Annotated in this window: 11 protein-coding genes and 2 pseudogenes; 6 read left to right on the top strand and 7 right to left on the bottom strand. The window is 61.3% G+C overall.

Annotated features, from left to right (window positions below):
- Positions 1-245: 245 nt before the first annotated feature.
- The 3 genes and pseudogenes from E3Z29_RS13955 to E3Z29_RS13945 all read right to left on the bottom strand — a co-directional run bounded on the left by E3Z29_RS13955 (position 246) and on the right by E3Z29_RS13945 (position 2,561).
- Positions 246-606: pseudogene (locus tag E3Z29_RS13955) on the bottom strand (DUF6124 family protein).
- Between the two features lie 141 nt (positions 607-747).
- A pseudogene (locus E3Z29_RS13950) lies at positions 748-1,119 on the bottom strand (DUF6124 family protein).
- Between the two features lie 662 nt (positions 1,120-1,781).
- Positions 1,782-2,561 carry a LuxR C-terminal-related transcriptional regulator gene (locus E3Z29_RS13945; protein ID WP_134786033.1) on the bottom strand — a complete coding sequence of 260 codons (780 nt, stop codon included), beginning with the start codon at positions 2,559-2,561 and terminating at the stop codon, positions 1,782-1,784.
- Between the two features lie 111 nt (positions 2,562-2,672).
- Between E3Z29_RS13945 and E3Z29_RS13940 the strand changes: the two genes are divergently transcribed.
- Both E3Z29_RS13940 and E3Z29_RS13930 read left to right on the top strand, forming a co-directional pair.
- Positions 2,673-3,788, top strand: coding sequence for a polyamine ABC transporter substrate-binding protein (locus E3Z29_RS13940; protein WP_134786032.1), 1,116 nt, complete (start codon positions 2,673-2,675; stop codon positions 3,786-3,788).
- A 163-nt stretch (positions 3,789-3,951) separates the two neighbouring features.
- The gene (locus E3Z29_RS13930) at positions 3,952-5,070 is read left to right on the top strand and encodes a P1 family peptidase (RefSeq protein ID WP_134786030.1); all 1,119 of its coding nucleotides are present in this window, start codon (positions 3,952-3,954) and stop codon (positions 5,068-5,070) included.
- A gap of 92 nt (positions 5,071-5,162) precedes the next feature.
- Here E3Z29_RS13930 and E3Z29_RS13925 read toward each other — a convergent pair whose 3' ends face one another.
- A complete protein-coding gene (locus E3Z29_RS13925; RefSeq protein ID WP_027614717.1) occupies positions 5,163-5,750 on the bottom strand; it encodes an NAD(P)H-dependent oxidoreductase in 588 nt (195 codons plus the stop codon).
- Positions 5,751-5,836: 86 nt separating this feature from the next.
- Here E3Z29_RS13925 and E3Z29_RS13920 point away from each other — a divergent pair, with 86 nt between their 5' ends.
- Positions 5,837-6,475 (top strand): TetR/AcrR family transcriptional regulator, encoded by a 639-nt coding sequence (locus E3Z29_RS13920; RefSeq protein ID WP_134786029.1) that lies wholly within the window; start codon positions 5,837-5,839, stop codon positions 6,473-6,475.
- Positions 6,476-6,674: 199 nt separating this feature from the next.
- Here E3Z29_RS13920 and E3Z29_RS13915 read toward each other — a convergent pair whose 3' ends face one another.
- Positions 6,675-7,361, bottom strand: coding sequence for a GNAT family N-acetyltransferase (locus E3Z29_RS13915; RefSeq protein WP_134786028.1), 687 nt, complete (start codon positions 7,359-7,361; stop codon positions 6,675-6,677).
- Positions 7,362-7,555: 194 nt separating this feature from the next.
- Here E3Z29_RS13915 and E3Z29_RS13910 point away from each other — a divergent pair, with 194 nt between their 5' ends.
- Both E3Z29_RS13910 and E3Z29_RS13905 read left to right on the top strand, forming a co-directional pair.
- Positions 7,556-7,879 carry a YXWGXW repeat-containing protein gene (locus tag E3Z29_RS13910; RefSeq protein ID WP_097088058.1) on the top strand — a complete coding sequence of 108 codons (324 nt, stop codon included), beginning with the start codon at positions 7,556-7,558 and terminating at the stop codon, positions 7,877-7,879.
- Between the two features lie 41 nt (positions 7,880-7,920).
- A complete protein-coding gene (locus tag E3Z29_RS13905) occupies positions 7,921-8,133 on the top strand; it encodes a YXWGXW repeat-containing protein (RefSeq protein WP_027614713.1) in 213 nt (70 codons plus the stop codon).
- 15 nt (positions 8,134-8,148) lie between these two features.
- Here E3Z29_RS13905 and E3Z29_RS13900 read toward each other — a convergent pair whose 3' ends face one another.
- Together E3Z29_RS13900 and E3Z29_RS13895 are read right to left on the bottom strand one after the other, a co-directional pair.
- Entirely contained in the window at positions 8,149-8,709 is a 561-nt protein-coding gene (locus E3Z29_RS13900; protein ID WP_134786027.1) for a YceI family protein, read from the bottom strand.
- 98 nt (positions 8,710-8,807) lie between these two features.
- Positions 8,808-10,166 (bottom strand): MATE family efflux transporter, encoded by a 1,359-nt coding sequence (locus E3Z29_RS13895; RefSeq protein WP_027614711.1) that lies wholly within the window; start codon positions 10,164-10,166, stop codon positions 8,808-8,810.
- Positions 10,167-10,292: 126 nt separating this feature from the next.
- On the opposite strand from E3Z29_RS13895, the gene E3Z29_RS13890 reads away from it, so the two are divergent.
- The gene (locus E3Z29_RS13890) at positions 10,293-10,862 is read left to right on the top strand and encodes a chorismate mutase (RefSeq protein ID WP_134786026.1); all 570 of its coding nucleotides are present in this window, start codon (positions 10,293-10,295) and stop codon (positions 10,860-10,862) included.
- Positions 10,863-10,868: the final 6 nt, after the last annotated feature.

Raw genomic sequence — 10,868 nt, 5'->3', positions numbered from 1 at the left:
ATAGTGTTACCCCGATCAATTAACCCGAGCACAGCTGTATCCGAATACTCACCTACATTACTCAAAACATATGCAGGCCAATTCTTGGCCTGCGAAAAACAATCTGGAATAAGGCGGGAGAAGGGGACGAATTTATTTAATAGACTCACGCCTACAAGGGATCTTTGCCGGGCACTTAACCCGTGACCAACGCAGATCCACTGTAGGAGCGAGCCTGCTCGCGAAGAGGCCAGAACTGTCAGCACCTATTCCTTGGGCACAACATTATCCAGCACCTGATTCACCGCCAACTCCCCCAGCATCACCACCTGCGCAATGCCCAACACCGTATTACGACTCGGCCCCTCCAGCGTGCCGGCGAAATCACCGAGCATGACCGTGGCCGAAGGCCAGGGATTCGCAGGCGTTGGCCAGCAGGGATTCGGTGTCGGTTTGTGGGTTGACCAGGAACATGCTGCTGGGGGTGTACGGCGTTGCCATGATGTTCGCGGGCGCGAGGTAATGGTCGAGGGCGCGTTCGGCGGCTTCGTGGAGTTTTCTGGAGTTGAGGGATTCGTAGGGAGATAGCGGGTCTGTGATTGGCGGATTGGTTGAGGTTTCGGACATCAGCTGGAACTCCGATCGGGGCACTTTGAAAGGATTACTCACTGTAGGAGCTGCCGCAGGCTGCGATCTATTGATCTTGATCTTGAAAAACAAAATCAAAAGATCGCAGTCTGCGGCAGCTCCTCCAGGGGGACCGGGCAGTTAGTTCGGCACGCGGCGGCCATCGAGTACCCGGTTGACCATCAGTTCACTGAGCATGATCACCTGATGCAGCATCAGCATGGCCCGGCGCTGTGGGTTGTCGACGGAGTCGCCGATGTCGCGGGCCATGTCGCTGGCGGCGGCCAGGGATTCGCAGGCTTCGACGAGCAAGGTTTCTTCGTCCACGGTGGGGTCGATGAGGAAGATTCTGTTCGCCTTGCATTACGAGGTTGAAGGGATCGAGATCTTCAGGGCGCCGGGGTTGAGGTAGAAGTTGATGGCGCGGTCGGTTGCCGCTTTTATCTTCTGCGGGTCGAGGGCTGGGTCGTATGGGATCGAAGTGTCCGGGGGATTGGGTGTGGCTTTGAACATGGATGTACTCCTATTGCAGTTATTCAGGAGCCATCACTCTCGCTACCAAACGAGGGGTGGTGGCCATACGCGGGTTGGTAGACCGGCTGCAATAGGAACCCGGCGCTCACGAGTGAGCCCCACGCATGACCACCATAAAAACGAGCCCCACAAAGGGACTGCAAAGGTGTTGCCATACAGCTATTACAGACGGGCTACCAAACCCGATCACTGATTTTCAGTGACAGGGAAACGATAAGCCCGTCGCATAGCCGTGTAAGCCGGCGGATTCTGGCGTACGCGTAGGTAACGGCGCAAGGCGTTGTAGCCGGTATGGCGTAACGGTTCGTGTACTTTAAACGTGGTTGCGGGGTTATGTTTATGTGCGGGGTTTGCTCTGTTGTTTTGATGTTGTCTGGCAAGCCGCTTTCGCGAGCAAGCTCGCTCCCACAGTTGGAATGAGTGCATTCAGTGGGAGGGTGATCGTCTTGTAGGCCGCCATCGCTGGCAAGCCAGCTCCCACAATTTGACCGAGTGTATTCAGTCAGGGATTGGTCGACTTTGAGGCCGCTTTCGCGAGCAAGCCCGCTCCCACAGTTGGATTGCGTGCATTCAGGTGGGAGTTGGTCGGCGGGTAGGCCGTCATCGCTGGCAAGCCAGCTCCCACAGGAATTTGTGGTGGGTCAGGGGGTGGGTGGGCGCAACACCAGCGCAAACAGCTCGCCATGCCCGTTCACATTGAGCTTGTGATAGAGATTGCGCCGATGCACTTTCACCGTCTCCGGCGAGATGCCCATCTGCTGGGCGATGGCCTTGCTGGAAAAGCCCTGCAGAATCAGCCGCGCGGTGTCGACTTCACGGGTGGTCAGGCGCGCATCTAAGCGATCGAGCAGCGTTGCCAGATCCCCCGCCACCGGCTCGGTGCCGGTCCCTTGTGGCGGCAACAGCTGCACGTGTCGGCGCATCGCCGCCAGCACCCAGTCGCGCACGCACAGCAGACGACCCTGTTCGGCCAGATCGAAAGCCGTCGAGCGTCCGAGTGACAGGCCAAGCACGCCGCCCTCGATGTTGATCATGAACTGCAACTCGTCCTCACCGACCACCGAGCGAAAGTAGCTCTGGTAATACTCGCTGTGCAGAAACTGGTCCGGCGCCACCGAGGCCAGGCTATGCAGGCCGTCGGCGATGCCGGTCGAGGCGGTTTGGTAGAACGGATCGAGCAGGTACATGCCAGCGGTGTAGCTAGCCAGTTCTTCCTGCTCGTCGGCGCGGCCCTTGCTGTCGAAGTCGATCAGCAATTGCGGTGCCTGCCCCGCCTTCATCAACGCCACCAGCGCGTTGTCCAGCGGCACCAGCAGGCGCAGCGTGTCGACCAACGCGCGCCAGAAAGCGTCCTGGCCGACGGCGGCAAACACCCGCGCCAGACTTTGGTGCACCGGCAACTCCTGCAACAACGCGTCCACGCTCTACCCCTTTTGAGTAACCCATGATGGGAATGGGTCAGGCGTGCCCGCCCCGATAGGCTGAGCACTCCTGTCAATCACCGGCCTGCCGCAGGCCAGGAGTGCCGCATCATGCGTTGTCGTCGTGGCTATATCAACCGGGGCATCAACCTTGGCCTGCTCGCCTGTTTTGGCGTCGCATCCGTCGCCAGTGCCGCCGATGCGCCGAGCGTGCACGTCTACAACTGGTACGACTACATCGGCCCCACGACGTTGGCTGACTTCAAGCGCGACAGCGGCATTCAACCGGTTTACGACACCTTCGACAGCGCCGAAGTGCTCGAAGGCAAACTGCTGACCAGCCGCAGCGGTTACGACGTGGTGGTGGCGAGCAACTTCAGCCTGCCGACGCTGATCAAGGCCGGCGCCCTCGCGCCGCTGCCTCGCGATCAACTGCCGGGCTGGAACAATCTGGACAGCGATCTGCTGAGCAAACTGGCCAACAACGATCCCGGCAATCAATACGCCGTGCCTTATCTGTGGGGCACCAACGGCATCGGCTACAACGTCGACAAAGTGCGCGCCGCACTCGGCGACAAGGCGCCGCTGGATTCGTGGGATCTGGTGTTCAAGGAAGAGAACCTCGCCAAGCTTGGCCAGTGCGGGGTGGCGATGCTTGATTCGCCGTCGGAGATGCTCCCGGTCGCCCTGCACTACTTGGGCTTGCCGCCCAACAGCACCAACCCCGAGGACTATCAGAAAGCCGAAGCGCTGCTGCTCAAATTGCGCCCGCACATTGCCTACTTCAACTCGTCGAAATTCATCAGTGACCTGTCCAACGGCAACATCTGCGTAGCGGTCGGCTGGTCCGGCGCAATGCTCGAAGCCAAAACCAACGCCGAACAGGCGAACAACGGCGTGAAGATCGCCTACAGCCTGCCCAAGGAAGGCGCGCCGGTGTGGTTCGATACGCTGGTGCTGCTCAAGGATGCGCCGAACCGCGCTCAGGGTCTGGCGTTTATCGACTACCTGCTGCGCCCGGAAGTGATCGCGCCGGTCAGTGATCACCTGTCGTACCCCAACGGCAACCGCGCCGCGACGCCACTGGTGGCCGAGGCCACGCGGGATAACCCGGCGGTGTATCCGTCGGCGGCGGCGATGGCCACCTTGTACACCCTGGAACCGCTGCCGAAAGCCACCGAACGCGTGCGCACGCGGGTGTGGAGCAAGGTCAAGAACGGCCAGTAACCCCAACACATTTCCCTGTGGGAGCGAGCTTGCTCGCGAATGCGTCGGGTCAGTCAACATCTCCTTTGAATGACACACCGCCTTCGCGGGCAAGCCGCGCTCCCACAGGGTTTTGTGTTCAGCCCCGCTCATTCATTTCTGCCTTGTTATAGAGAGACAAACCATGAAATCCCGTGCCCGTGACCTCAACATCCGCATCGGCCAACTGCAACCCGGCCCGCTCAATGCCATCACCGACGTCCCCGGCGTGCGCGTCGGCCACAGTAACGTGCGTGGCCGCAGCGACAGCGGACGTGACATCTGCACCGGCGTCACGGTGATCGAACCGCGTCGCGGCTCGACCAACCAGCAACCGTGTTTCGCCGGGGTGCATGTGCTCAATGGCAATGGCGATGCCACCGGCCTTGAGTGGATTCGCGAGGCCGGGCTGCTGACCAGTCCCATCGCCTTCACCAACACCCACAGTCTTGGCGTGGTGCGCGATGCGTTGATTGCGCTGGATCGTCAGCAGCAACCGGACGACGGGCGCCTCTACTGGAACATGCCGGTGGTGCTGGAAACTTTCGATGGCTTGCTCAATGACATCAATGGTTTTCACGTCAAACCCGAGCATGTCGCCGAGGCGCTGAGCTCAGCGCATGACGGCGCAGTAGAAGAAGGCGCCGTTGGTGGCGGCAGCGGCATGATCTGCCATGAATTCAAGGGCGGCATCGGCAGCGCGTCACGCCGGTTGAGCAGCGCTCAGGGCGGTTGGACCGTGGGGGCGATCGTGCAGGCCAACCACGGCATTCGCAGTGAGTTGCGGGTAGACGGTTATCCGGTGGGCCGCTACATGGAGCAGGTAGATTCGCCGTTCCTGCGGGCTTCGCTGCCGCATCCAGGCATGGGTTCGATCGTGGTCTGCCTGGCCACCGACGCACCGCTGCTGCCGCATCAATGCACGCGCCTGGCACAGCGCGCCAGCCTCGGTCTGGCGCGCAGCGGCGGCGGTAACGAAGACCACAGCGGCGACATCTTCATCGCCTTCGCCACCGGCAACGATCACGTGCCGCCCGCCGCCTACGAGGGCAAAGGCGCGCCAACCTGCGACGGCTTGCGCATGGTCAACAACGACCACATCAGCGAGCTGTTCCTCGCCGCCACCGAAGCGGTCGAAGAAGCGATCATCAACGCCCTGCTCGCCAGCGAGAGCACCGAGGGCAACGGGCATGCAGTGCCTGGGCTGGATAAGGAAACTCTGCTCGCCGCCCTCGCCAAGGCCGGCTGGCCCGGCGCCCGCTGACCTGTAGGAGCTGCGGCACGCTGCGATCTTTTGACCTTGCTTTCATAAATCAAAAGATCGCAGCCTTCGGCAGCTGCTGCAGGAGGTGAGGTTCAGGTGAACATCTGGGCGCCGATATGTCGCGCCGTTTGCAGATGCTCCTGCGGATCACGCACCTCCGACTCCACCATCAGCGTCGAGCTGACCACCGTCGCCCCGCTGTAATCGAAAATCCCGTGTTCGATCTGCGCCTTCATCGCCGGGCCATAACCGTGGCGTTCGTAGGCGCGTTCGTCGGCCCCCGCAAGCCCGACCAGATGCACGCGCAGGCGCTGCAGCTTCTTCACATGCTTGAGGTCGCCAGCGAAATCAAACGCCCAGCCGTTGCTGAACACCCGATCAATCCAACCCTTGAGCAACGCCGGCATCGACCACCAGTACACCGGGAACACCAGCACCAGAGCGTCGGCCCGATCAATCCGTGCCTGTTCCGCCAATACGTCGGCTGGCGGCCGCGCCTCACGGTGATGCACGGCGAAATCCGCTGCGCCGAACACCGGCTGAAATCCCTCGGCGTAAAGATCGGCGATTTCCCGGGTATTGGCAGGGTTGGCGCGGGTCAAGCCCTCGGCAATCTGCGTTGCCACGCTGTGGGTCAGCGAACGCGGTTCGTGATGCGCCACAACAATCAATGCGTGCATGGTCATTCTCCTGTAAGTTTGCGCTGACCAAGGGCTATATACTCTTGGTAAGTTACGAACAGTAAGTTACGTTTGGTATATAAGCGATGTCAACCATAGAAATGACCGAACCCGATTCCCCTGCCCAGCCGCGACGTCGCCTGTCGCGCGAAGATCGCAATCGCCAGTTGCTCGACGTCGCCTGGCAGATCATTCGGGCCGAGGGCACCGATGCCCTGACCCTGGGTTACCTGGCGGACAAGGCCGGAGTGACCAAACCGGTGGTCTACGACCACTTCACCACTCGCTCGGGCTTGCTCGCGGCGCTGTATCGCGACTTCGATACTCGCCAGACTGCGGTGATGGATGCAGCGATCGACCAGTGCCCGCCAACGCTGATCGACACCGCGACGGTGATCGCCACGGCGTACGTCGATTGCGTGTTATTGCAGGGCAATGAGATTCCGGGGGTGATTGCCGCGCTGGGCAGCACGCCGGAGCTGGAAAAGATCAAGCGCGACTACGAGGCAATCTTCCTCGAAAAGTGCCGCAGTGTGCTGCAACCGCTGGCTGCTGGCGGGGAAATCACCCAGGCCGGTTTGCGCGCGATGCTCGGTGCCGCCGAGGCGTTGTCGAATGCTGCCGCCAGTGCTGAAATCAGTGCCGGGCAAGCGAAGGACGAATTGTTCGCGACCATCATCGCGATGGTGGAACGGGCCGCCGCCCGTGCGACTAGCGGTACTTGAGTCGGCCCCCGCGCGTTCCCATGATGAAGGTACGCAGGCGCTTCACTCCTGAGCGACTGCGTAGGGAACGGGTGTTCTGAACCCCAAATCAAGCCTGTTCCCTGTTTCATGCGCAGCTTGAGCCTCATGGGCTCTACTTCTCCCCATCAAAGAGCCTTGAGGCTCTTTTTTTGTCCGTTTTTTGCGCCGGACTCAGGACTCAGTGCAGCGTCAGGCGCTGACGGACAAATTCTTCGACGTGACGGGTAGTTTGATCCAGATGCCGGTCGCGCTGTTTTTCGGCATCGAGCATCGCGCGCTTGCCGTTTTTCTGCAGCAGGTAGGTGTGGATCTGCTGCACTTCCAGCGAGCGATAGATCGGTGTGGTGTCGATGAAACCGCGCAGGCCATTGCTGCGGTAATGCCGGGTGCTCATCAACACTTGGGTTTCGCGCGCGCCGATCACCTCGAAACCCAGCGCCTCGAAGTACGGCACCTTGCCGACGCTGCAGGTCAGTTCGGCATGCGGATAACGGCTGACCATCTCGCCGATCATCGCCCGTGCCACGCCCTGGCGCCGATAGCCTTCGCGCACGGCCATGTAGGCGACGCTGCACGCTTCCCAATCGCCTTGCACCGGCAGGTACAAGAGGAAACCGGTGACCCGCTCCGGGTCGTCCTCGGCCGTCGCCACCAGCAATTCCACCTCAGTGCCCTTCTCGCCATTCAGCGCCTCCAGATACAGATGCACCTCATAGCCGACCGCGTACTGATAGACGTTGTACAGCAGATTGCTCGGGCCAAGACCGACCGCGCTGATGTCGGTCAGGTAATCGACCACCAGTTGCAGAATCTGGCTGTTGACGCTTTCGGGGCATGGGGATTGGTAGTGGGTGATGCGTGGCATGACAACTGAACTCCGGCGGAAAACCGCGACATCATACCGTGTCCCGACGCCTGCCACCGTCGCAGGAAATACCGAAGCAAGCTGACGGTTGACCTGAAGAAAATTTCATCTGCCAAGGCTCGGATCTTTCGCCGATTTAGCGTCCAATTCTTCAGCTGCGTTCACTTTTTTAACGCAGGCCTTGAGGAGTTCACATGAACGTTTTGCGTTCTCTGTTCAAATGGCGGCAAGCCTTGTTGCTGGTGCCGCTGACCCTGGCAGCGCTGGCCAGCACCCCGGTGTTTGCACAACCCCCGGTTTACATTCAGCAGGCACCGCCGCCGATGCGCATGGAAGTGATGCCCGGGCCGCGCCCCGGTTATGTCTGGGATCAGGGCCATTGGCGCTGGGAAGGACGCGGCTACGTGTGGATGCCCGGTCATTGGCAACCGGTGAGGTACGGCGCGCACTGGCGACCAGGTCACTGGCAGGCGCGCGGTCCTAACTGGTACTGGGTCGAAGGCCACTGGGCCCGTTGAACCCGCTCGGCAACAACAACTTATCTACCGGGAAGACCACCATGTCGCGAAACCTGAAAACCCTGCTCGCCGCCTCACTGGTCGCGATCACCCTGTCGGGCTGCATTGTCGAACCGGTACGGCCGCATCGGCCACCGCCGCCGGTGGAAGTCGTGCCGGTCATGCCAGCGCCCGGTTATCACTGGGTCGCCGGTCACTATCGTTGGGATGGACGTGAGTGGCGCTGGGCACCGGGACACTGGCGCGCCTACTGACCTGAGCGGCTGGCGTCACTGCTGTGGCGCCACCACCTTGAACTTGATCGCGATGTCGTTGGACACCACAGTGTCCGTCCACTCCCCCGCCCCGAGTCCGAACTGGTCACGCTTGAGCACCAGCTCACCGTCGAAAATGCCGATCGAACTGTCCGGTTTCAGCTCGACCGGCACCTGCACCTCGCGGGTGATGCCCTTGAGGGTGAGCTGGCCGGCGATCAGATAATGATTGCCCGTGACCCGGGTAAAACGGCTGGACTCGAACACCGCCACGGGAAAGCGCTGCGTATCGAACCACGCCGGTTTCACCAGTTCGGTGTTGGCGTCGGTGCTGCCGGCGTCGATGCTGTTGAGGTCGATGTGCAATGTGGTGTGGGCGCCGGCGAGGTTGTCGCTGTCGAACTGCAGTGTCGCGTCGAACTTGCCGAAGGTGCCGTACATCAGCGAGCCCATCTGGCTGTAGGTGAAACTGATCTGGCTGGCGGTGGTGTTGACGCGGTTGTATTCAGCAGCCTGCGCCGCGCTCGTGACGCACAGGCAGGCAAACAGTGCCGCAGCGGTGAATCGGGCACGCATGGGATTCTCCGGACAGGGCAAACCTTCGAGGCCTCGACTGACTTAAGCAAACAACCGGCGAATGCGCCATGTCATTTGTCTGCCGATGTGGCTCGGGCTCAGACCAGCCGCTCGATCTTCTGATGCTGCCAGACCAGTTTGTAATACAGCGTCTGCAACACCAGCATGCCCAGATACGCCACCGGGAACGCCATCCAAACGCCCTGCAAACCGTACTGACCGTCCAGCCAGTAAGCTGCCGGCAACTGCACGCCGACCACGCAGACAATCGCAATAATCACCGGCACCAGCACCGTTCCGCTGGCGCGCATGATGCCGCCGATGATCGCCTGGAAGCCGAACACCAACAGGCTCCACAACATGATGTGCAGCAAGTGCTCAGCCATCGCCCGGGTCGAATCTTCGGTCAGGAACAGTCCCAGCAACCAGTGCGACAACAGGTAACCGAGCACAATCAAACCGCCGGTCAGGCACACGTTGATCAACAGCCCGGTGCGCAGGATCGCTGCCAGGCGTTGCAGTTGCCCGGCACCAATGGCCTGGGCGCCAAGGATCGAGGCGGTGATGGCAATCGACAGCGCCGGAAACTGTACGTAGTTGACGATCTGCGTCACCGCGCCATAGGCCGCTGTCGCCTGCGAGCCGTGCTGGTTGACCAGCGCCAGAATCACCAGCTCCGACAGCGACAACACGATCATCTGCACCCCGGTCGGCAGGCCGATGCGCAGCACCTTGCCGAGAATCGCCGCGTCCAGCCGCAGTGCCGCGAAGAACTCGCGGTCCGGCGCCAGCGGATGGTCCTTGCGAATCAGCCGCCACGCCAGCCACGTCATGGCCGACAGGTTACCGGCCAGACCGGCGAAGGCGGCACTCTGAATGCCCAACTGTGGCAGACCGAACCAGCCGCGAATCAACGCCGGGGTCAGCGCCAGCCCGACCGAGGTCGACACGATCAGCGCCAACAGTGGCGACACGGTGTCGCTGACTCCGCGCAGCAATTGCGTGAACAGCACAAACACCAGCATCGACGGCAGAATCCACATCATCACATGCGCATACGCCACTGCGTCGTCCAGTACATCCGCCGGCGTTCCTAACCCTTGCAATGCCTGACGCGCAAACACGCTGCCGAGTACCGCCGCCAGCAAACCGATCAACACCCCCAGCAACAGCGTTGCCCCGGCGATCGCCTTGACCATGTGTGCCTCGCGCGCGCCCCACGCCTGGCCGATCAACACCCCGGCGCCCGCGCCCAGGCCGATCACCAGCGCGATAAAGAAAAAGATCACCGGAAACATCCCCGACACCGCCGCCAGCGCTTGCGTACCGAGCATCTGCCCAATGTAAATGCTGTTGACCGTGCCCGACATCGATTGCAGGAAGTTGGACAACACCATCGGCGCAAGGAACAGCAGGTAGGTTTGCCAGAGCGGTTTGATGGTGCTGGGGGTTTGCATTGAGGATCGTTCTCGGGGTGGGAGATGCGAGGGATATTACGCTAGATGGGCGGGATAAAGTCGGTCGACATCGCCTCTGCTCAAGGCTTAAATGTCGGCACTATTTTTTGTGGAACGCGCCTGCCCATGACTCCGTTGCGAAATGCTCTGACCTGTTCCCTGCTGGTTCTGTTCAGCCACGCTGCCGGCGCCGCCGAGGCCCCTGTTTCCTCCGAATCGTTGCGTCCGTTGCTGACAACCTTGAACGAACGCCTGAACATCGGCGACCTCGTCGCCCTGACAAAATGGGACAGTGGCAAGCCGATTCAGGACAGCCCGCGCGAAGCCCAGGTCATCGCCAATGCCCGCACCCTGGCGACCGAACACCAGCTCGACCCCGAAGAAGTCGCCCAGTTGATCGCTGCACAAATGGAGGCAAACAAACTGGTGCAGTACGGATTGCTCGCGCAATGGCAGGCGGCTGGTGCGGCGCCGGACACCCCGCGACCGGATCTGGCCGGGCAGATTCGTCCGCGCCTGGACGAGCTGCAAACCCGCCTGCTGCGCCAGTACGCCGACTTCGCGCCGCATCGCCGCGACCCGAATTGCCCGGTCTGGCTGGCCAAGGCCCGGCAGGGCCTGACACACGACGCACTGCATGATCTGGCCCTGACCCGCGCCACCGGAGAACTATGCATTCGGGCGCAGAAGCTCTGAATCCGG

It is taken from the genome of Pseudomonas sp. S150, from assembly GCF_004526365.1.
GTDB lineage: Bacteria > Pseudomonadota > Gammaproteobacteria > Pseudomonadales > Pseudomonadaceae > Aquipseudomonas > Aquipseudomonas putida_A.
The sequence above is the reverse complement of the archived record's forward strand: the minus strand, read 5'-3'. Positions and strand labels throughout refer to the sequence as shown.

Bases quoted from the DNA above. Each gene is read 5' to 3' on its own strand.
- E3Z29_RS13915 (WP_134786028.1), bottom strand. From the start codon at position 7,361: ATGCCACGCATCACCCACTACCAATCCCCATGCCCCGAAAGCGTCAAC.
- E3Z29_RS13890 (WP_134786026.1), top strand. From the start codon at position 10,293: ATGACTCCGTTGCGAAATGCTCTGACCTGTTCCCTGCTGGTTCTGTTC.
- E3Z29_RS13920 (WP_134786029.1), top strand. From the start codon at position 5,837: ATGTCAACCATAGAAATGACCGAACCCGATTCCCCTGCCCAGCCGCGA.
- E3Z29_RS13895 (WP_027614711.1), bottom strand. From the start codon at position 10,166: ATGCAAACCCCCAGCACCATCAAACCGCTCTGGCAAACCTACCTGCTG.
- E3Z29_RS13910 (WP_097088058.1), top strand. From the start codon at position 7,556: ATGAACGTTTTGCGTTCTCTGTTCAAATGGCGGCAAGCCTTGTTGCTG.
- E3Z29_RS13930 (WP_134786030.1), top strand. From the start codon at position 3,952: ATGAAATCCCGTGCCCGTGACCTCAACATCCGCATCGGCCAACTGCAA.
- E3Z29_RS13940 (WP_134786032.1), top strand. From the start codon at position 2,673: ATGCGTTGTCGTCGTGGCTATATCAACCGGGGCATCAACCTTGGCCTG.
- E3Z29_RS13905 (WP_027614713.1), top strand. From the start codon at position 7,921: ATGTCGCGAAACCTGAAAACCCTGCTCGCCGCCTCACTGGTCGCGATC.
- E3Z29_RS13925 (WP_027614717.1), bottom strand. From the start codon at position 5,750: ATGCACGCATTGATTGTTGTGGCGCATCACGAACCGCGTTCGCTGACC.
- E3Z29_RS13900 (WP_134786027.1), bottom strand. From the start codon at position 8,709: ATGCGTGCCCGATTCACCGCTGCGGCACTGTTTGCCTGCCTGTGCGTC.